Origin of the sequence: Corynebacterium antarcticum (assembly GCF_016595285.2) — a bacterium.
GTDB classification, from domain to species: Bacteria; Actinomycetota; Actinomycetes; order Mycobacteriales; family Mycobacteriaceae; genus Corynebacterium; species Corynebacterium antarcticum.
In genome coordinates, this window is record NZ_JAENIP020000001.1 from 155,051 (window position 1) to 176,003 (window position 20,953).

19 protein-coding genes are annotated in these 20,953 nt (G+C 65.8%); 4 read left to right on the forward strand and 15 right to left on the reverse strand.

What is annotated here, in order from left to right; translation table 11 throughout:
• Positions 1-135: 135 nt before the first annotated feature.
• The gene (locus tag JIM95_RS00665) at positions 136-648 is read right to left on the reverse strand and encodes an Rv1476 family membrane protein (RefSeq protein WP_200257559.1); all 513 of its coding nucleotides are present in this window, start codon (positions 646-648) and stop codon (positions 136-138) included.
• Positions 649-1,114: 466 nt separating this feature from the next.
• Between JIM95_RS00665 and can the strand changes: the two genes are divergently transcribed.
• From can to JIM95_RS00680, 3 genes are all read left to right on the forward strand, one after another.
• Positions 1,115-3,934: an aconitate hydratase AcnA gene (can, locus tag JIM95_RS00670; RefSeq protein ID WP_200257561.1), complete on the forward strand. Its 2,820-nt coding sequence runs from the start codon at positions 1,115-1,117 to the stop codon at positions 3,932-3,934.
• 228 nt (positions 3,935-4,162) lie between these two features.
• Positions 4,163-4,741 (forward strand): TetR/AcrR family transcriptional regulator, encoded by a 579-nt coding sequence (locus JIM95_RS00675; protein WP_200257564.1) that lies wholly within the window; start codon positions 4,163-4,165, stop codon positions 4,739-4,741.
• An 82-nt stretch (positions 4,742-4,823) separates the two neighbouring features.
• On the forward strand, positions 4,824-5,567 hold the full coding sequence (locus JIM95_RS00680) for a glutamine amidotransferase (RefSeq protein WP_200257566.1): 744 nt from the start codon (positions 4,824-4,826) through the stop codon (positions 5,565-5,567).
• Positions 5,568-5,579: 12 nt separating this feature from the next.
• On the opposite strand, the gene JIM95_RS00685 is transcribed toward JIM95_RS00680, so the two are convergent.
• Together JIM95_RS00685 and JIM95_RS00690 are read right to left on the reverse strand one after the other, a co-directional pair.
• Positions 5,580-6,134, reverse strand: a complete 555-nt coding sequence (locus JIM95_RS00685) for a DUF1990 domain-containing protein (protein ID WP_200257567.1) — start codon at positions 6,132-6,134, stop codon at positions 5,580-5,582.
• Positions 6,135-6,218: 84 nt separating this feature from the next.
• Positions 6,219-7,850 carry an ABC-F family ATP-binding cassette domain-containing protein gene (locus JIM95_RS00690; protein WP_200257569.1) on the reverse strand — a complete coding sequence of 544 codons (1,632 nt, stop codon included), beginning with the start codon at positions 7,848-7,850 and terminating at the stop codon, positions 6,219-6,221.
• Between the two features lie 75 nt (positions 7,851-7,925).
• On the opposite strand from JIM95_RS00690, the gene JIM95_RS00695 reads away from it, so the two are divergent.
• Positions 7,926-9,059, forward strand: coding sequence for a lycopene cyclase family protein (locus JIM95_RS00695; protein ID WP_200257571.1), 1,134 nt, complete (start codon positions 7,926-7,928; stop codon positions 9,057-9,059).
• Between the two features lie 171 nt (positions 9,060-9,230).
• On the opposite strand, the gene JIM95_RS00700 is transcribed toward JIM95_RS00695, so the two are convergent.
• From JIM95_RS00700 to JIM95_RS00755, 12 genes are all read right to left on the reverse strand, one after another.
• On the reverse strand, positions 9,231-9,770 hold the full coding sequence (locus tag JIM95_RS00700; protein ID WP_234034524.1) for an Ig-like domain-containing protein: 540 nt from the start codon (positions 9,768-9,770) through the stop codon (positions 9,231-9,233).
• Positions 9,767-10,885 carry a COG1470 family protein gene (locus tag JIM95_RS00705; RefSeq protein ID WP_234034525.1) on the reverse strand — a complete coding sequence of 373 codons (1,119 nt, stop codon included), beginning with the start codon at positions 10,883-10,885 and terminating at the stop codon, positions 9,767-9,769. Before JIM95_RS00705 ends, JIM95_RS00700 begins: the two co-directional genes overlap by 4 nt.
• Before the next feature lie 173 nt (positions 10,886-11,058).
• Positions 11,059-12,024, reverse strand: coding sequence for a sialidase family protein (locus tag JIM95_RS00710; RefSeq protein WP_234034526.1), 966 nt, complete (start codon positions 12,022-12,024; stop codon positions 11,059-11,061).
• A gap of 785 nt (positions 12,025-12,809) precedes the next feature.
• A complete protein-coding gene (locus JIM95_RS00715; protein ID WP_200257575.1) occupies positions 12,810-13,337 on the reverse strand; it encodes a hypothetical protein in 528 nt (175 codons plus the stop codon).
• A 44-nt stretch (positions 13,338-13,381) separates the two neighbouring features.
• Positions 13,382-13,990: a hypothetical protein gene (locus JIM95_RS00720; protein ID WP_200257577.1), complete on the reverse strand. Its 609-nt coding sequence runs from the start codon at positions 13,988-13,990 to the stop codon at positions 13,382-13,384.
• Between the two features lie 183 nt (positions 13,991-14,173).
• On the reverse strand, positions 14,174-14,602 hold the full coding sequence (locus tag JIM95_RS00725; RefSeq protein ID WP_200257579.1) for a metal-sulfur cluster assembly factor: 429 nt from the start codon (positions 14,600-14,602) through the stop codon (positions 14,174-14,176).
• Positions 14,599-15,048 carry a Fe-S cluster assembly sulfur transfer protein SufU gene (sufU, locus tag JIM95_RS00730; protein ID WP_200257581.1) on the reverse strand — a complete coding sequence of 150 codons (450 nt, stop codon included), beginning with the start codon at positions 15,046-15,048 and terminating at the stop codon, positions 14,599-14,601. Before sufU ends, JIM95_RS00725 begins: the two co-directional genes overlap by 4 nt.
• Positions 15,048-16,307, reverse strand: a complete 1,260-nt coding sequence (locus JIM95_RS00735) for a SufS family cysteine desulfurase (protein ID WP_200257583.1) — start codon at positions 16,305-16,307, stop codon at positions 15,048-15,050. Before JIM95_RS00735 ends, sufU begins: the two co-directional genes overlap by 1 nt.
• A gap of 17 nt (positions 16,308-16,324) precedes the next feature.
• A complete protein-coding gene (gene sufC / locus JIM95_RS00740; RefSeq protein WP_200257585.1) occupies positions 16,325-17,080 on the reverse strand; it encodes a Fe-S cluster assembly ATPase SufC in 756 nt (251 codons plus the stop codon).
• A gap of 81 nt (positions 17,081-17,161) precedes the next feature.
• Entirely contained in the window at positions 17,162-18,346 is a 1,185-nt protein-coding gene (sufD, locus tag JIM95_RS00745; protein ID WP_200257586.1) for a Fe-S cluster assembly protein SufD, read from the reverse strand.
• Between the two features lie 5 nt (positions 18,347-18,351).
• A complete protein-coding gene (gene sufB, locus JIM95_RS00750; RefSeq protein WP_200257588.1) occupies positions 18,352-19,797 on the reverse strand; it encodes a Fe-S cluster assembly protein SufB in 1,446 nt (481 codons plus the stop codon).
• Positions 19,798-20,574 (reverse strand): helix-turn-helix transcriptional regulator, encoded by a 777-nt coding sequence (locus JIM95_RS00755; RefSeq protein WP_410170743.1) that lies wholly within the window; start codon positions 20,572-20,574, stop codon positions 19,798-19,800.
• Positions 20,575-20,953 lie beyond the last annotated feature (379 nt).

The window sequence follows — 20,953 nt, forward strand, 5'->3', positions numbered from 1 at the left end:
CCAACGGCGTGTCGCTACCTTTTTGGCCGACCGACCCCCGGGCGGCGACCCGGCAGACTTCGGGACATCATGCCGCAGAGCGCGACACGGACCAGAATAGTCAAGTCCAGAGGGTTGACAAAAACCAATACGCGGTCACTGCACGCAGTCCGCGGTACGCCCTCCACGGATGGTGCGGGATCGTAACGCGAGAACCGTGGCGAGAACAGCGACCAGAACGGTGGCCCCGACACCGATGTTTATCTCCTGCCACGGGACGGTGGCGTGGCTCAGGTCGTCGACGAAGGCCTGGGTGCCGGCCACGAGATCCGGATTGCCGAAGAGGTCGACCTGTGCGGATTCGATGGCCGCCCGGGAATGGTCCGTGCTGACCACGGCGCCGCCCGCCGGGGAACGGAGAATCACGGTGTCAGCCCCGGTGGCGATCAGGAGGTCCTGGGCGACATCACGCTGATCCGCCGCAACCTCGGGTGGGGAGTCGAGGTAGACGAACCGGAGCTCACCGAAGCCGCTCTGCCTCGCATTGTCAATCACGCCAGAGAGCGCACCGGACAGTCCCGGATACTCGATTCCCAGCGAACCGAGGGCGACCCCGTCGTCGGCGAGATCCGCGGTGATGTCCGTCAGCTGAATGTCGGCGGGGATCATGGGGCAGCGTGTTCCTCTCGGTGGGTCGACGGTGGGGTCACAGGGTTCAGGACGCAGCACCCCTCACCGCTCCGACTATTCCATGTCCTGTCAGCCCACACCGGGACCGACACCCGCGTCCGTCGGAAACGCCGACACACCGGGTCGACCCCGGGTGCGCCGGGGGTGGTCGTCGGTTTTGGCGCCGCACGCGGGGCGCACACACCGCCCTGGGGGTACCAAGTGAAACAGTCAGAAACGCGCCACCACGGCATTCGGTAACGAAATGATAGATTGCGGGGGTGGAAGGTAGCGGAGCGGGCCACGATTGTCGAACAGAACGCCCGTACTGTTATACTTTACCGCAGACGACGTTCATGTCGGCCAGCGGCCACGATGAACCGCTCTTTTGACCTGCGTCGGCGCCAGCCGGAGAGCCACCCAGCCGACGCTCCACTCACCCAAATAATTTAGGAACGGAGCTTACGTGACTGAGAGCCAGAACTCCTTCAACGCCAAGAGCACCCTCGAAGTCGGCGACAAGTCCTACGAGTACTACGCCCTCGATGCCGTGTCCGGCATGGAGAAGCTGCCCTACTCCCTGAAGGTGCTCGGCGAGAACCTTCTGCGCACCGAGGACGGCGCCAACATCACCCGCGACCACATCGAGGCGATCGCGAACTGGGACGCCTCCGCTGAGCCGAGTATCGAGATCCAGTTCACCCCCGCACGCGTGCTGATGCAGGACTTCACCGGTGTTCCCTGTGTCGTCGACCTCGCCACGATGCGCGAGGCCATCAAGACTCTCGGCGGCGATCCCGACGGCGTGAACCCGCTCAACCCCGCCGAGATGGTGATCGACCACTCCGTCATCATCGAGGCCTTCGGACACTCCGATTCGCTCGAGAAGAACGTCAAGATCGAGTACGAGCGCAACGAGGAGCGCTACCAGTTCCTCCGTTGGGGTTCCAAGGCCTTCTCCAACTTCCGTGTCGTGCCCCCGGGAACCGGCATCGTCCACCAGGTCAACATCGAGAACCTGGCCCGTGTCGTCTTCGACAACCAGGGCGTCGCCTACCCGGACACCTGCATCGGCACCGACTCCCACACCACCATGGAAAACGGTCTCGGCATTCTCGGCTGGGGCGTCGGCGGTATCGAGGCCGAGGCCGCGATGCTCGGCCAGCCGGTCTCGATGCTCATTCCCCGCGTCGTCGGCTTCAAGCTGACCGGCTCCATCCCCGCGGGCGTCACCGCCACCGACGTCGTGCTGACGATCACGGAGATGCTGCGCCAGCACGGCGTCGTCCAGAAGTTCGTCGAGTTCTACGGCTCCGGCGTCAAGGAGGTCCCGCTGGCGAACCGCGCGACCATCGGCAACATGTCGCCCGAGTTCGGTTCCACCTGCGCGATGTTCCCCATCGACGAGCAGACCACCAAGTACCTCCGACTGACCGGCCGCTCCGAGGAGCAGATCGCGCTCGTCGAGGCCTACGCCAAGGCCCAGGGTATGTGGCTGGACGAGAACACCCCGGAGGCCGAGTACTCCGAGTACCTCGAGCTCGATCTCTCGACCGTCGTCCCCTCCATCGCCGGTCCGAAGCGTCCCCAGGACCGGATCCTTCTGTCCGAGGCGAAGGAGCAGTTCCGCAAGGATCTGCCCAACTACTGCAGCGACGAGGTCCAGGAGGATGAGAGCCGCCCCGCCGTCCGCATGGACTCCGAGGGCGAGCTCGATTTCGACGAGGCGGATGTCGATGACCTCTACAACTCCTCGCGTGAAGGCCACGGCGAGAGTGCCGCAACCGGTGCGGAAGGCCGTGCGTCACGTCCGGTCACCGTGACCTCGCCCAACGGCGGCGAGTACACCCTCGACCACGGCATGGTCGCCATCGCGTCCATCACCTCCTGCACCAACACCTCCAACCCGTCCGTCATGATCGGTGCCGGCCTCATCGCCCGCAAGGCCGCGGCCAAGGGACTGAAGGCGAAGCCGTGGGTCAAGACCATCTGTGCCCCGGGTTCCCAGGTCGTCGACGGCTACTACAAGCGCGCCGACCTGTGGAAGGACCTGGAGGCCATGGGCTTCTACCTCGCCGGCTTCGGTTGCACCACCTGCATCGGCAACTCGGGCCCGCTGCCCGAGGAGGTCTCCGCGGCGATCAACAAGTACGACCTGACCGCAACCGCGGTTCTCTCCGGAAACCGTAACTTCGAGGGCCGCATCTCCCCCGACGTGAAGATGAACTACCTCGCGTCCCCGATCATGGTCATCGCCTACGCCATCGCCGGCACGATGGACTTCGACTTCGACAAGCAGCCGCTCGGCCAGGACCAGGATGGAAACGACGTCTTCCTGACCGACATCTGGCCCTCCACCGAGGAGATCGAGTCCACCATCGAGGAGTGCATCTCCCGCGAGCTGTACGAGGCCGACTACGCCGACGTCTTCAAGGGTGACGAGCAGTGGCAGAATCTGCCCACCCCCGAGGGCAAGACCTTCGACTGGGACGAGTCCTCCACCTACATCCGGAAGGCACCGTACTTCGACGGTATGACCATGGATCCGGAGCCGGTCCGGGACATCAAGGGCGCCCGGGTGCTGTGCAAGCTCGGCGACTCGGTCACGACCGACCACATCTCCCCCGCATCGTCCATCAAGCCCGGTACCCCCGCGGCCCAGTACCTGGACGAGAACGGTGTCGAGCGCAACGACTACAACTCCCTGGGCTCGCGGCGCGGCAACCACGAGGTGATGATGCGCGGCACCTTCGCGAACATCCGCCTGCAGAACCAGCTGGTCGACCAGGCCGGCGGCTACACCCGGGACTTCACGCAGGAAGGCGCTCCCCAGGCCTTCATCTTCGACGCCTGCCAGAACTACAAGACGGAGGGAATCCCGCTGGTCGTTCTCGGTGGCAAGGAGTACGGCACGGGTTCCTCCCGCGACTGGGCCGCGAAGGGCACCAACCTTCTCGGTGTCCGCGCCGTGATCACCGAGAGCTTCGAGCGAATCCACCGCTCGAACCTCATCGGAATGGGTGTCATCCCTCTGCAGTTCCCCGAGGGTGAGTCCCACGAGTCCCTCGGTCTCGACGGCACGGAGGTCTTCGACATCGAAGGCATCGAGGAGTTCAACAACGATTCGATCCCGCAGACCGTGAAGGTCACCGCACACAAGGAGGACGGGGAGGACATCGTGTTCGACGCGAAGGTCCGCGTCGACACCCCCGGTGAGGCGGCCTACTTCCGCAACGGCGGTATCCTCCAGTACGTGCTGCGGAACATGGCCCGCGACGCAGCCTGAGACAGTCCACCACCCGGATTCCCGGTCCACATGACCGCCGGTCCGGGGCGGTGAGTTGAGGCACGATCTGACCGACGGGGGCTGCGGTGATGTGCGACGGTGTCCACCGTCCGCGTCCCGCAGCCCCCTCGGCGTCTAAAACGCCAGTACAATCCACTCGTGTACCCGAACCCGACCGGACAAGGGTCAGCGGGATGGATCACAACGCCACAACCAAGGAGAACTGTCATGCCCAAGGTCAGTTCCTCGGATCTCTCCCACCGGCGCCGGGAGATCCTCGAAGGCGCCCGCCGTTGCTTCGCGGAGTTCGGCTACGACGGGGCGACCGTCAGGCGTCTCGAACAGGCCACCGGAAAATCCCGGGGAGCCATCTTCCACCACTTCGCCGACAAGGAGAACCTCTTCCTGGCGCTGGCGCGGGAGGACGCGGCCCGGATGGCGGATGTCGTCGCCGCGGAGGGGCTGGTCGAGGTCATGCGGGACATGCTCGCCCATCAGGACCGGTACGACTGGCTCTCCACGCGTCTGGAGATCACCCGTCTCCTGCGCACGGACCGGGTGTTCTCGGCACGCTGGGTGGAACATCAGGCCGTCCTGGACGAGGCCATCCGTTCCCGTCTCCAGGCGGGTGTCGATGCCGGACGGATGCGTACGGATGTTCCGGTGGAGGTCCTGCACACCTACCTGGTCACGGTGATGGACGGCTTCATCACCCATCTCGCCAGCGGAGAACCCACGGACTGCCTGCACCAGGTACTCGATCTGGTGGAGGCCAGTGTGCGGACGCAGTCCCCCGCCAGCCTCTGATCAGACCGGTCTGATCATTATTCCTGGTTTTCCGGTGTGATAACTCCCATATTCCGGTGAGGAGACAGTAGTATCACTCGGTATGGCCGTCACCGAGATAACAAAGCCGTTCCTTCTGCTGAGCACCCGACCCGAGGATGATGCCGCAGAGGCCGAGTACCGATCGTTCGTCTCGATGATGGAACTCCGGCCCGAGTTTCTCATCCAGAAACGTGTCGACCGGGAACCGCTGGGCCCGATCATCCTGGATGATTATTCGGGCATCATTGTCGGTGGCGGTCCCTACAATGCCACCGAACCCGACAAGACCGACCATCAGGTCCGGGTCGAGTCCTGCCTCAACACCGTCATCCGGGAGTGCATCGAACGGGATTTCCCGCTGTTCGGCGCCTGTTTCGGCGTCGGTGTCATCGGTAGCGTCGCCGGAGGGGTCATCGACCGGCACTACGGAGAGAAGCCGGGCTGCATCCTCGTAGACGTGACCACGGAGGGGCTCGCGGATCCGATCCTCGACGGGATGCCATCGCGGTTCCCCACCATCGTCGGACACAAGGAAGCGACCCGGGCCCTCCCCCCGGGTGCGACACTCCTGGTTCGTGGCGATGTCTGTCCCGTCCAGATGTACCGGATCAAGCGGCACATCTTCGTGACGCAGTTCCATCCTGAGCTGGAGCTCGATTCCTTCCGTGACCGGCTCGAGGTGTACCGGGAGGCCGGCTACTACGAACCGGAGGAATTCGACTCCATCATGGAGTCCTGCTCCGGACAGGATCTTTCCACCGACAACCGGCTCCTGCTGAACTTCGCCCGGATATACGCCGGCTGACCTCCCGAATCCCTACGGGATCAGTCCCTCGAGGTACCGGCGCGTGATGAGGGTCTGGACGGTGCGCGCCACCGGTGCCCCGACCTTCGCCGGCCACCACGCGTGCACCGAGAATGCCACGATCCTTCCGCGGACCATGCCGTCGTCCCCGATCACGACGGAGAAGGCCTCCTCGCCGCATTCCACGTGGCCAGGAAGCGTCCCGTACACGAGTCGCGCCTCACTCTGCCCCCTGTCCGCACGCAGGATGAGGCAGGGCGAGGTGGTCCCGGCGAAGTGTATCCGCACCACATCGCCGGGCACCGCGGTGCGCCAGGCACCGACCCGGACGCCCGCGTGGCGGTGGGCACGCCAGTCCATGAGCCGCTCCGACGCCCGCCGGAAGCAGTCCACCCCCTCCCCCAGGACGATCTCCTCGTCGAGGATCCGCCACGCCCCGTCGATCAGCTTCCCTGTGGTCTCCCGTCCACCGAGCAGATCCAGCGTCCCGAGCACCAGCTCAGCGGGATAGGTGAGCTCCTCGGCCCAGTGCCGCCACCGCCGGCCGGTCACATCATACGGCCCCATGCTTCTCCAGGGTAGGCTCTCCGACGGCATGGCACCGGATCACGGCTCTCGCCCACCGTCACGCGGAGGACCGGCTGCGACGGGTCAGGCCAGTTCGACGATCTCCATGTACTCGTCACTCCACAGGTCCTCGGTGCCGTCCGGAAGCACGATGACGCGTTCCGGATCGAGGGCCTCCACCGCACCGGGGTCGTGGGTGACCAGGACGACCGCACCGGTGTAGGTCCCCAGAGCCTGGAGAACCTGTTCACGCGACACGGGATCGAGGTTGTTGGTCGGCTCGTCCAGCAGCAGGACGTTCGCCCGCGAACTCACCAGCGCGGCAAGCGCCAGACGGGTCTTCTCACCACCGGAGAGGGTACCCGCCGGTTGCTCGAGCTGGTCACCGGAGAACATGAAGGCACCGAGTAGTCCCCTCAGGTCCTGCGCCCCGGCGTCGGGACAGGCCCGCACGGTGTTCTCCCACACCGTGGCCTCCGGATCGATGGTGTCGTGCTCCTGGGCGAAGTACCCGATCTTCAGACCGTGACCGGACACGATTCCCCCCTCCCCGTCAGTCCGCTCGACGCCTGCCAGAAGCTTCAGCAGCGTCGTCTTGCCCGCACCGTTGAAACCGAGGACAACGACCCGGGACCCCTTGTCGATCGCCAGATCAACACCCGCGAATACCTCCAGTGATCCGTACATCTTCGTCAGTCCGGTCGCATTGAGCGGGGTTTTACCGCACGGGGCCGGTTCCGGGAACGTGATGTGCGCGACCTTGTCTGATCTGCGGATCTCGTCGGTGTTCTCGATCATCTTCTCCGCGCGGGCGAGCATCTGCTTCGCCGCCGCGGCCTTAGTCGCCTTCGCGCCGAGCTTCGCCGCCTGCTTCTTCAGCGCGGATGCCTTCTTCTCCGCGTTGGAGCGCTCACGTCGCCGCCGCGCCTCATCGGTGGCACGGGCGTCGAGGTACTTCTTCCAACCCATGTTGTAGACGTCGGCCTCGCCCCGGACGGCGTCCAGGAACCAGACCTTGTTGCAGACGGCATCGAGCAGCTCCACGTCGTGGGAGATCATGATGAGTCCCCCCTCATGTCGGTTGAGGAACTCCCGCAACCACGTGATCGAGTCGGCGTCGAGGTGGTTCGTCGGCTCGTCCAGGAGAAGTGTCGTCGCGGATTTTCCTGATCCCGCTGACGCTGCGAACAGGATCTGGGCCAGTTCGACGCGCCGACGCTGGCCACCGGAGAGTGTCTTCAGCTGCTGGTCCAGGATCCGCGCCGGTAGTCCGAGTGCGTCACAGATCCGCGCCGCCTCACTGGCCGCCTCATAGCCGCCCAGAGTGTGGTACTGCTCCTCCAGGCGCGAATACTTGCGGATCGCGGTGTCCCGGCGGTTGTCGTCCGCCGTGGTCTCCATGATCTCCTGCTGGCGTTCCATGGCGGACTGGATCTTGTCCAGACCGCGGGCGGAGAGCACCCGATCCCGTGCGGTGACCTCGATGTTGCCCTCGCGGGAGTCCTGGGGGAGGTAGCCGACCGTTCCCGAGCGGGTCACCGCACCGGCGTAGGGTTCCGCTTCCCCGGCGAGTATCCGCATGGTGGTGGTCTTCCCCGCGCCGTTCCGACCGACGAGACCGATGCGGTCCCCGGGCTGTACCCGGAGCTGCTGGCCGGGGGCGGTGAGCAGCGTCCGGGCACCGACACGCACTTCAAGATCACTGGTTACAATCACAGCCGGACAGTGTATCAGTGGGCCTCCGGAAACCCCGTTCCCCGGAGGCCGTCGAAACCGCGGGAGGCGGCGAGGGTGAGTTCAACGACATCAGGGGCCGCCCCTCCACCGGTGCCGGAGCCCCACGACATGATCGTCGTCGGCCTCGGCCCCGCCGGAACCGCCCTCGCGCACCGGGCGCAGGCCCGGGGTTGGCGGGTACTCGGAGTGGATCCGGGCGAGAACTGGCCGAACACCTACGGGATCTTCCGCGACGAGGTACCCGGGTGGCTGGAGCCCCCGCCGGCACAGTCGACCAGCGAGCCCGTGGTGATCGGCTCCCTCAGACGGCACCGTCCGGGCCGTGGGTATCTGGTGCTGGACAACGATGAACTCCGAACCCGCCTCTCCACCTTTCCGGTCGTCCGGGCCTACGCCACGGAGGTCCGTGCGACCTCGGTCACCATCGGTGCACGTCGCTGCCACGCTCCGGTGGTCGTCGATGCGCGTGGGGTCCCCCGCCGCGGGCAGCCACCCGTGCAGCAGGCGTACGGCATCGTCGTCGCCACCCCGCTCACCCGCGACACCGCTGTGTGGATGGACCTGCGCCAACACGGTGGTTGTGGTCCCCATCCCACGTTTCTCTACCAGGTACCCGTGCGCGACGGGATCCTCTACGAGGAGACGATCCTGGTGGCCGACCGGGCGGTCCCCTGGCAGGACCTGGAGAGCTCGCTACGCCGTCGTCTGGGGGAGCTCGCGCCCCCACGGTCGGACATCATCCGTGAGGAGCGGGTGCTGATCCCGGTGGGAGTCCCCCGGTCGGTACCGGACAGTCGCGCCGGTGCGGTGGCTTTCGGAGCCCGCGCAGGCCTGATAAGTCCGATCTCGGGTTATTCCCTGGCGACGAGTCTGCAGCTGGTGGAGCCGATGCTGGACGCCCTCGCTCCCCTCCTGAAGGGTGGCCGACGGGGTACGCTGCCGTGGCACCGCCCCGGCATGCGACTGGACCGGATGCTCAAGGACCTGGGGCAGAAGGTCCTGCTCAACCTCGACGCCGACGAGTTCCCGCTTTTCATGGACGCGTTGTTCAGCCTCAGCCCAGAGACGCAGCGGGGATTCCTGGCTACCGGGACGCCGTTGGCGACGGCGAGGGGCATGATGGCGGTCTTTCGGGCGTCGGATCCCCCGATGCGCCTGCGGATCCTTCGGGCACTCCTCGGCGGCTGATTCTGGTACCGGTGGAACACCGCCGCGCGCCAGCCGCTCAGAGGGAGGCGACAGGATCGCGCCCACACGATGTCGGCTGGTCACGACGCAGCGTCGGGTGACGTCGGAACCGCTGGTGGACAACGGTTCCGACGTCACCGCACGTGGTAGCTCAACGGAGACCGGTATCGGCTAGTGCATCAACCGGTTCCACCAGCGGATGTCTCCCAGATCCCGCAACCCGGGGAAGATCTCCAGCAGGCCCACCGCGCGTGCGATGGCCGCGAGAACCGAACCGACGGAGGCGATGATCGCCAACAGCGGGTACTCCCTCGCCAGCTGTTCCGCCCCATCTTCCGGAGAGGGACCGGGACCGGGCGCCGGGAGCACCCGGAAGGTGGTTTCGGTGGACACCGCCGGAGACTCGGTAGTCGTGCCGGTGACGGCCTGCGTTGACGCGGTGACCAGCACCGTACGAGGTTGCCCGCCTTCAGCGACCGGGGACAGCGGGTAGGCGACGACGGCCAGGCCCTCGGAATTGGTGATCGCCGTGCCGACGACCTCTCCATCGACGGTGAAGAGGACCTCAGCTCCCGGAACGGCTCCACCCGGTCCGGTCAACCGAGCCGTCAACGGCACCTCACGGGTCGTTCCGTCTGAGACGATGTCGGACAGCTCGCCCAGGGAGAGCACCCTCTCCTCCACGACGCGATCGGCGGAAAGCACGGTCACGGAGCCCCGGGCGTCGGCCCCCACCTGCACAGGTGATTCGTTGCCCTGCGGCAGCACCAGTCGGGCGCGCAGGCTGTGCACGCTCTCAGGTTCTCCGGGGGCGACGGGTTCGAGGGTGAAGGGGACCTCGGTCCTACCGTCACCGGTGACCGGAGCGACCGCGACCCGGGAGCCATCCACATAGAGGACGACCTCCGACCCCGGGGGCAATTCCGTGTTTTCCGGGCGGACCCGACCACGACATCAGCCGTGAGCTCGATGGTCTCCGCACCGGATCTGACCGGACCGATGGGGTCGAGGGACAGCTCCGAGACGGCCGGCGGTGACGGTTCACCGAACTCGACACGGGGCAGAGTCTGGGTGATCGTGGTGTAGGGATCACCGACGTGATTGGGCCTGCCGATCCGCCAGGACACGGTCGGCGCGTAATAACCCCGGTCGAGGTCCTCGGAGGTCACCGTGTGAAAGGCGAACGGGCAGTCACCCTCATTATTTCCCGCGAAGGTGTTCCACCGGCAGTTCTTGCCTGAGGTGGTCGTCGGATCGAAGGATTCGAGTTCACCGCTGGGCAGAATGCCGACCGGAGTCGACGTGGGATTGACGACGTGGAAGTTGTACCGGATCCGATCGCCGACACCGAATGAATCGCCACCGTTGGTCACACTCGGGGTAATCGACACCTCGCCGGGGCCGGGAACATGGCCGTTCACCACCTCGATGCGGAAGGCATCCCGCTTGGTCACCATCGCCGGGTCATCGACGTGCAGCAGACCTTCGACGGGACCGCTGCGAGCGGTCTCGGGCGCCGACACCTCGAAGGAGACCCGGGTTCCACCACCCGCCGGGATACTCACGGACGGCGAATCGGCACACCATCCTTCGGGCAGAGTGACCTGGAGCGGCCGGTCCACGATGTCCCCACCGAACGGATTGACTACATCGGCGGTGACGGTGACGGTCTGTCCGGGTTCGATGGTCACTGGTTCCACCTGCGCATCGAGGCAGGAGGCGCCGAGCCACGGCAGGTTGAAACGGGAGAAGTGAATGTTGTTCGAATTCCCGTGATTGTGCTCCTCGAAGAGCAGTCCTACCGAACCATCCGGCAACGTTGCCATAGAGGTGTACTGGAGGTTGTCCGCCCGGAATTGTCGGGAGACCGGCCAGGACTCTCCTTCGTCACAACTGAGTCGGATCGTGCCGTTCGAACGCCCGGACGTCGATGCCGTGTTACTGAACAGGAGGACCTTCGCTTCAGCGGATCCCTCGGGTGCGTTCGGGAAGAGCCGGATCAGTGAGGCGTTGTTCCGTGGATCCGGCAACCGGGGGTCGGGTACCGGCTCCGTCCACGTCTCCCCGCCGTCGTGGCTGTAACTGATCTTTCGTATATCAGTACCGACCTGTCCGATGAGCGCGAGTTGTCCATGAGCGTCCCGTCCGAGAGCTCGACGATCTTGTTCTCGTCCATCCCCGTTCCGAAGGCCCGTCCGGGGAACCAACTCTCTCCGTGGTCATCGGACAACCACGTCACCGCCCGGAACTCTCCGGTGTCGGTGACCACCATCGCAGGCTGTACGAGGCGTCCCGCATGTTCACCGTACTGGAGCTGTATCCCGTTTCCGGAGGTCGCGAAACGACCCCGCCAGGGAGCGTCGCCCGTGATCTGGTCGGTGATCACGGTACCGGTTTCCCAGGTTGCTCCGTTGTCCGTGCTCTTCGCGTAGGCGGCGTGCAGTACTCTGCGGTCGTCCGGGTCCGTTCCCGGCGCCGACTCCCGGATGCCCACGTCGTAGCTCTTGACGTGGAAGTTGAAGACATCCCCGGTGTACCAGTCGACGAGCACAGAAGGATCCGAGTAGCCGTGGACCGGAGCCTCCGTCCCGCCCGCGGCGAGTTCCTCCTGTGGTGTCCATGTCACACCGTTGTCGGTCGAACGACGGAGGACGATCGAGTTGGGTTGCGGGGCGTCCCCGCAGGTTCCCGGACGCCCGTCCCAGGACGCGAGAACGGTGCCGTCCTTCGACACACCGAGGGAGGGAATCCGGTAGCAGTCGAAACCGTTCTCTCCACCGGTCGCGAGGACCTCGTCGGTGAAGAACGGGCCTGCGCCGAGATCTTCCCGTACGTCAAAACCCACGATCTCTCCGGGTGGTACCGCCCGGGCCACGTCTCCCAGCGGTGACACCAGGGTTCCGAGGGTGAGAGCGAGGGTAGCGATCACCCCCGTTGCCGCACGCTTGTCGATTGTCAGGTTCATTTTCTTTCCTCTCGGGGCTATCCCGGCTCGTCGGATCTGCTGACGGTCGAATGGGCCTTGGCGAAAGGAGGATACTGATCCCGGAGCGGGAGGACGTCCTGACCGTGGACAACGTGGGAACGTTCGTCTGTTCCCAGCCTAGGTGAGTTTCCGGAATCTGGTCGCCGATCAGCAACCGGAAACCGGGACTCCGCCAACCGGGACACCCGGTTCGGACATCTGAAACCCGGATCCTTTCCATTCCGGTCAACGTCCATGATCCGGGACACGGTTGGAACCGGGTCCATACGGATTGAGGTTGGTGAAACCGACTCAGCTGAAAAGCTGGTCTTCGGGCCCCGGAGGACACCCGTCGAGGATTTCGGAGAATTTCTCGGAAAACCTGTCGCACCGGTCACCGGATCGTGTCGGGGTGCCGGGTCTCCACGCACCCCGGGAGAAGGGCACGAAAGGCCGGGGGACCGATCTCCGCCGGGGAGTCCCGGATCCCCGGGCGCGGACGCGATCCTCACGATCGCTACGTGACTCCGCCGTCGAACATCGAAACGCACGGCCACCGCAGCAGAATGCGGCCGCGCGAGAATGTGGCGGAGCGAGCCTCCGTCACCGGAGGCAGGTTCCGGCAACCGTCGGTCACCTGACATCTGCTCCGGACACCCCTCACCGGCCCTCGGTCGTCCCGGGGCCGGTGAGGGGTGTCGTGCGAGGTCCGATCGTGGGCGGGCCATCGGGCCGGGGTCTCCGAAGGGCGTTTCCAGAGGCCGCGGCCACGGCCGCAGGTTATCTCAGAAGCCGAAGAATCCGTGGAGCAGAGACAGCAGCCAACCGAGGAACCCTCCGCCGCTGCCGACGGCCGGAGCCGTGTACGGCACCTCAGAGTGAGCCTCCGACATGATGATCAGACCGTCGCTCTCATAGCCGACCGGCAGGTCGGCGACGACGTGTCCTCCGCCGGGCAGAGGATCGAAATCAACCGAAGCCGTTTCATCGGCCCCGACCACCGCGGGGTAGGTCGTTCCGTCGATCGTGAAGATCACGGTCTCTCCCTCCGCAGAGAAGGGCGCCTTCGGTTCATTGGTCACCGACGCGGTCGCCCGCATCTTCGAGCTGAATGGACCGACAGGGACTACAGACAGTTCCAGTGACCGCGTCATGAAGATCGGGTCGATCGGGTGCGGCATATCACAGAGGGCGTCCGCACCGGGGACACACTCTCCGACGACCGGCACCGGAGGGGCCGCCGCGGCGATCCCGGTTCCGGAGGTGACGGCGAGAAGAACGGCCGCCGCGACAGCCGTACCGGCACGCGGCACTGATCGTGCGCGCCTGTCCTGACCGCGTCGGCCTAACCCGGCGTTCACCGGTTCGCTCCGAAGAGGCCGGCGAAGAAGTTCCCGAACATCCGGTGGAAGTTGGCGAGTATATCGGAGAAGAAGCCGAATCCGGGACCCGACGAACCGAATCCAACCGGATCACCGGTGAGGGGCACGACGATCTCGGCCTCCGCGGGTCCGTAGACGGCGTTGTCCTCGTAGTGGTGGTCAACGGTGGCTGTGACGTGCACTCCGGACGCCAGGGCCTGGGCGTCGGTGAAGGCGACGACGTGGTGGATCGTCGCGAATCCGCCGGCATCGGTCACCGCATCCACCGTGTACCCGGAAGCCGGACCGTTGACGTTGAAGGTGACGACCTGTCCGGCGATACCGTGCCCGGTACCGGGATCCGCGGACGTCAGGTGTGCGGTGATGCGGTATCTGCGCGCATTGTTCTCGAGCCCGCCGACGGGACCGGCTTCGAGGGTCATCTCCCGGGCGATGGACCGCTTGGCGGTGTCCGTCTGTGCTTCCGCGACAGGTCCGGCTGATGCCGGTGCCGCGCCGGCGGCCGGGACACCGGTGGCGATGAGCACCGCGGAGGCGAGCGCCGCCACACCCGTGGTGAAGAGTCGATGGGTTCTGTATCTCATGTGATTCCTCACTGTCGGAAGGTTTGCGGACAACACTAACCGACGGAGGGGCACCAGGAAAGCAGATCTGACGCAGGGGTATTCACACGAGACACCCCTCCCCGATGTGAGCTTTCCCGGTCCACAGGGTCCGGTTCACATCGACGGGAGGGGTTGGCGCGTCCGCGGGCGATGGGCTGCAGGTCAGACGGAGAAGCCGAGCGCGCGAAGCTGCTCGCGTCCGTCCTCGGTGATCATGTGCGGTCCCCACGGTGGGCGCCAGACCCATTCCAGATCGAGCTTGCTGGCGGTCCCCGACCCTACGACTGCGGTCTCCGCCTGTTCCTCCAGGATGTCCGTCAACGGGCACGCCGGGGAGGTCAGGGTCATCTGGACGACCGCCTCATCGCCGTTCTCGATCCAGATGTCGTACACCAGACCGAGGTCGACGACGTTGATGCCCAGCTCGGGGTCGATCACGTCGCGCATGTACTCCTCGACATCACTCGCCTTGGCGAGATCGTCCTCGGACTGCTCGGGGCGGACCCGCTCGATCTTCTCGCCGGAGCGGTCCGGGGGCAGATCGCCACCGTCGGACGCGGTCGCGTCCCGGTTCTCTGTCTGGTCGGTCATTTCTTCTCCTTGAGTGCTTGAGCGGTCGCGGCCTGGAACGCCTTCCATCCGAGCAGGGCGCATTTGACGCGGGCGGGATACTTCGAGACACCGGCGAACGCGATGCCGTCGCCGATCAGGTCGGCGTCCCCCTCCTCGGTGCCGCGGGAGGTGATCATCGTCTCGAACGCGGAGACGCTCTTCATCGCGTCCTCCACACTCGCACCGACGATCTCCTCGGCCATCACGGATGTGGAGGCCTGGCTGATGGAACATCCGACCGCGTCATAGGAAACATCCTCGACGGTCGATCCGTCCTCAGAGAGGTGGACCCGCAGGGTGAGTTCGTCCCCGCAGGAGGTGTTGACGTGGTGCACCTCCGAGTCGAACGGGTCCCGGAGTCCCTTGTGTTGTGGATGGCGGTAGTGGTCCAGGATGACCTCCTGGTACATCTGTTCAAGTCGCATCAGTTAACCCCGAAGAACTCTCGGGCCCGGAGAACTCCGGCGGCGAGCCGGTCGACCTCGTCGGGCGTGTTGTACATGTAGAACGAGGCGCGCGCGGTCGCCTGCACCCCGGAGGCACGGTGGACCGGCCACGCACAGTGGTGTCCGACCCTGATCGCGACGGAACCGTCGTCGAGGACCTGTCCGAGATCGTGCGGATGGATCCCGTCGACGGTGAAGCTGACGGCACCTCCGCGGTCATCCGTCGTGGTCGGTCCGATGATCCGGACTCCCTCGATACCGGTCAGGGCATCCAACGCGTGGGCCGTCAGCTTCCTCTCGTGGGCCGCGATGGCGTCCATCCCGACCTCGGTGAGGAAGTCGACCGCCGCCCCGAGACCGACAACCTGGCTGTTCATCTGGGTGCCGGCCTCGAACCGCTGCGGTGGCGCGGTATAGGTCGATCCCTCCATGGTGACCTTCTCGATCATCGAACCACCGGTGAGGAAGGGCGGGAGGGTCCCGAGAACATCCGAACGACCGTAGAGGACCCCGACCCCGCTGGGGCCGCACATCTTGTGCCCCGAGAAGGCGGCGAAGTCGATTCCCATCGCGTGGAAGTCCACCGCCTGGTGGGGCACCGACTGGCACGCGTCCAGCACCGTGACGGCGCCGACCGAGCGGGCACGCCGGACGATCTCGGCGACGTCCGACACCGCGCCCGTCACATTGGACTGGTGGGTGAAGGCCACGACCTTGACCTGATCGTCGAGTTCGAGAGAATCGAGGTCGATGCGGCCCTCGGTGGTCATTCCGTACCACTTCAGCGTCGCGCCGGTCCGACGGCAGAGTTCCTGCCAGGGAACGAGGTTGGCGTGGTGCTCGAGCTCCGTGACGACGACCGTGTCGCCGGCCCCGACCCGGTACTCACCGGAACGGTCGTCACCGAGGACGTGGGCCACGAGGTTGAGTGCCTCGGTGGCGTTCTTGGTGAACACGATCTCGGGTTCATCGGCTCCGACGAACGTGGCGATACGTTCGCGGGCCGACTCGTAGGCGTCGGTGGCCTCCTCGGCGAGGAGGTACGCTCCGCGGTGGACCGGTGCGTTCGTAGCGAGCACGAACCGCTCCTCCGCCCGCCAGACCCGCTCCGGACGCTGCGAGGTTGCGCCGGAGTCGAGGTAGGCGACGGTCGATCCGTCACGTCCCGTCCGCTGCAGGATCGGAAACTCGGCGCGGACCGCCGAGACATCCAGGCTGCCGTCGGGATTTCGGTACATCCGGAATCCTCCGGCCATCAGAGGAAGCGGTCGTAGCCGTTGGCCTCGAGTTCATCGGCCAGTTCCGGGCCACCCGAGGTGACGATCCGACCGTCGGCGAACACGTGAACGTGGTCGGGCTTGACGTAGTTGAGGATCCGCTTGTAGTGCGTGATCAGCAGCACGCCACCATCATTGCGGTCGCGGTAGCGGTTGATGCCCTCACTGACGACGCGCAGCGCGTCGACGTCGAGGCCGGAGTCGGTCTCGTCGAGGATGGCAAACTTGGGTCGGAGGAGTCCGAGCTGCAGGATCTCGTGGCGCTTCTTCTCACCGCCGGAGAATCCCTCGTTCACGCTGCGCTCGGAGAACGCGCGGTCGATGGAGAGTTCCTCCTGGGCTTCGCGGACCTCCTTGATCCAGTCGCGGAGCTTCGGGGCTTCGCCCCGGACCGCGGTGGCCGCGGTGCGCAGGAAGTTCGCCATGGAGACGCCGGGAACCTCGACGGGGTACTGCATGGCCAGGAAGAGGCCGGCGCGGGCGCGCTCGTCGACGTCCATGTCGAGGAGGTTCTCGCCGTCGAGGAGCACCTCGCCGCCGGTGACCTCGTACTTCGGGTGGCCCGCGATGGTGTAGGACAGAGTGGATTTTCCGGACCCGTTGGGGCCCATGATGGCGTGGGTCTCACCGGAACGGATCGTCAGATTGACGCCCTTGAGGATCTGCTTGGGTTCGCTGTGCTCGTCGGGGGCGGCAACCTGTGCCGTGAGGTTCTTGATTTCAAGAGTGCTCATTGTGGGTTCTTTCTTGGGCTGTGAGGTGTAGTTCTGCGGAGGGGCCGTGGGCCGCGGCGTGCCGGGCGCACGGGGACGTTCTCAGAGGCGCGTTCCCTCGAGCTCTTCGGCGATCTGCTCCTCGAGCTGATCGCGGACGGCCTTGACGGGAATCCGGCCGATGACCTCGGAGAAGAAGCCACGCACGATCAGTCGGCGCGCCTGGTTCGGGTCGATGCCGCGGGAGAGGAGGTAGAAGAGCTGGTCGTCGTCGAAACGGCCGACCGTGGCCGCGTGACCCGCTCCGACGATCTCACCGGTCTCGATCTCGAGGTTCGGTACCGCATCAGCCCGGGCCCCCTCCGTGAGGACCAGGTTCCGGTTCGTCTCGTAGGTGTCGGTCCCCTGCGCATTGGCGCGGATCAGGACATCGCCGACCCATGCGGTGCGGGCGTCCGGAAGATCCGAGGACGGATCCGCCTGGAGCGCACCCTTGTACAGCACGTTGGAGCGGCAGTTCGGCTCGGCGTGGTCGACGAGCAGACGCTGCTCGAAGAACTGGCCGTCATCGGCGAAATAGACACCGAGGAGCTCGGCGTCACCGCCGGGGGCGGTGAACTTCACGCTCGGGATGAGTCGTACGACGCCGCCGCCGAAGCAGGCGACGTTGTGGCGGAGCACCGCGTCCCGGCCGAGCTTCGCCCGCTGGTTACCGAGATGGACCGCCGTGTCGTCCCAGTCGACGTGGACGACGACGGTCAGCCGGGCGTTGTCGCCCACGATGTACTCGTGGTTGTCGGCGTGCGTGCCGTCACCGGTGTACCGGATGTTGACGACGGCCTCGGCGCCGTCCTCCACGACAATGCTGACGTCGGTGAACGAGGTGACGTCGGCGCCCCTGCCGGTGACCGTGACGGTGACCGGATCGGTGTTCGAGGAATTCCTGGCGAAGGTGACGAGGGTGGCCTCCTCCATCGCGGTCCACGCCTGGGCACCGACGCGGTCGACGGGCGCACCGGCGGTACCGATGCGTTCGTCGTCGCGGGACACCTTCTCGACAGTGACACCCGATGCGGACTCCGGGACGTCGACGGAGACGTCCGGGGTGGTCGCCTCGGGGAAGGTGCCGTCGTGCAGGCCCCTCAGGCGACGCAGAGGGGTGAAGCGCCAGACCTCGTCCCGGCCCCGGGGGACGTCGAAGTCATCGACGTTGAAGGAGGTGAAAAGGTCACCCTTGGTGTCGTGGTAGGTGGCGTTCTTGACACGTTCCACTGTTGTCTCGGTCATCGGGATTAACCCACCGATCCTTCCATCTGCAGTTCAATCAGGCGGTTGAGTTCGAGCGCGTACTCCATCGGTAGTTCCTTCGCGATCGGCTCGACGAAGCCGCGGACGATCATCGCCATGGCCTCGTCTTCGGCGACGCCGCGGCTCATCAGGTAGAAGAGCTGGTCCTCGGAGACCTGCGAGACGGTGGCCTCGTGTCCGAGGGAGACGTGGTCGTTCCGGATGTCGTTGTACGGGTAGGTGTCCGACCTCGAGATGTTGTCCACCAGAAGCGCGTCACACTCGACGTTGGAGGTCGAGTGGTGCGCGTTGGCGTTGATCTGGACGAGACCCCGGTAGGCCGCGCGGCCGCCCGACCTGGCGACGGACTTGCTCACGATGTTGGAGGACGTGTGCGGCGCCATGTGAACCATCTTCGCGCCGGTGTCCTGGAACTGTCCCTCGCCGGCGAAGGCCACGGAGAGCACCTCGCCCTTGGCGTGGGGACCGGTCATCCACACGGCCGGGTACTTCATCGTGACCTTCGAGCCGATGTTGCCGTCGACCCACTCCATCGTGGCGCCCTCTTCGCACTTGGTGCGCTTGGTGACGAGGTTGTAGACGTTGTTCGACCAGTTCTGGATCGTCGTGTAGCGGCAGCGGCCCCCCTTCTTCACGATGATCTCGACGACCGCGGAGTGAAGGGAATCGGACTTGTAGATCGGCGCGGTGCAGCCCTCGACGTAGTGGACGTAGGCGTCCTCGTCGACGATGATGAGCGTCCGCTCGAACTGACCCATGTTCTCGGTGTTGATGCGGAAGTATGCCTGAAGGGGGATGTCGACGTGGACGCCCTTCGGGACGTAGATGAACGACCCACCGGACCAGACGGCGGTATTCAGGGCCGCGAACTTGTTGTCGCCCGCGGGGATGACGGTGCCGAAGTACTCGCGGAACAGGTCCTCGTGCTCGCGGAGGGCGGTGTCGGTGTCGAGGAAGATGACGCCCTGCGCCTCCAGGTCCTCGCGGATCTGGTGGTAGACGACCTCGGACTCGTACTGGGCGGCGACGCCGGCGACGAGGCGCTGCTTCTCCGCCTCGGGAATACCCAGCTTGTCGTAGGTGTCCTTGATGTCCGCGGGAAGCTCGTCCCACGTGGTGGCCTGCTTCTCCGTGGAACGCACGAAGTACTTGATGTTGTCGAAGTCGATTCCGGAGAGGTCGGCTCCCCAGGTCGGCATCGGCTTACGCTCGAAGATGTCGAGTGCCTTCTGCCGGTTCTTCAGCATCCATTCGGGCTCGTTCTTCTTGCCGGAGATGTCCGCGACGACCTCGGCGCTGAGACCGCGCTTCGCGGCCGCGCCTGCGACGTCCGTGTCGTGCCAACCGTAGTTGTACGCGCCGATTGAGTCGATGATCTCCTCATCGGTGCGGGGGGCGTCGACAACCGGCTTTTCCTGGGCCTGGGTCATTTAGCCTCTCCTTTCATCAGGAGTGTGGGGTATGGGGGTCAATGTGAGCTGCCCGGCCGGAACGTTGGTCGTGCAGATGCCGTGTCCCTCGGCGATGGACGCCAGGGGTTGCACGTGATTCCCGAGCAACCTGGCGATCGCCTCATGCTCCGCCTCACAGAGTTCGGGGAACTCCGAGGCGACCTGGGAGATCGGACAGTGGTGCTGGCAGATCTGCACGCCTCCGCCGGCATGGTGCACCGTGGCGGCGTAGCCGTGAGCGGAGAATGCGTCCGCAACCGCGCGGGCTGTCGCGGGGACGGACTCCTCGTCGTCGGCGGGTGCTATCCCGTCGACGATCGTCGAGATGCGCCTCCGGGCGAACGCCCGGACGGCTTCCTCGCCGCCCGTCTCCCGCAGAGCCTGCAGAGCGGAAGCGGCGAGGGAGTCGTAGTCGTGGCCGAACGTCGCGCGGCCCCGGTCGGTGAGGCGGAAGGCCTTCGCCGGGCGCCCACGTCCGCGGCCACGACCGACGGGGCGGGTAACCTCGACCAGTTCATCGTCGACCAGAATGTCCAGATGCCGACGCACACCCGCCGCCGAGAACCCGAGATGGGCACCGATGTCCGAGGCGCTCACCGGGGCCCGCTCGAGCAGCGTCCGGAGAATCGCACGGCGGGTGTCTCCGTCCTGGGGACGGAACGAATCCGCCGGGGAGCAGGTGGGCCGGGACTCGGCCTGATCCTGTCGTGCTGTCGTCACCGTTGTCACCTCCTGCTCTCTCGTCCGTTGTTCAATCCGGGTGGTTCCCGGGATGCCGCCCCTCCTCCACCGGTGCCGGGGAAAGCGGGGAACGGACAGCCGGGATACGTCTGTCTACGGCGGGTCCGACCCACCGGTCATCATTAGACAACACAAGTGTTCCGTAATTCATTCCCGTTGTCCAACCGGTGAAGATACCCGGCGGACCCGCTGGCACGGACCGGTGACGGCCAATGCGGGCGGGGGACGCCGGCCCACCGGTTGACCACCGTTCAATACGCCGGTGCCCCATCATCACCCGACCACGGGACACCGACGACGGGGGTGACGGTGACCACTCACTGACACCCCCGCCCCTCCGGCGACGTCTTCCGCACGAACCGTACGGGGCGCCACCCGCGACGCCCCACGGTTA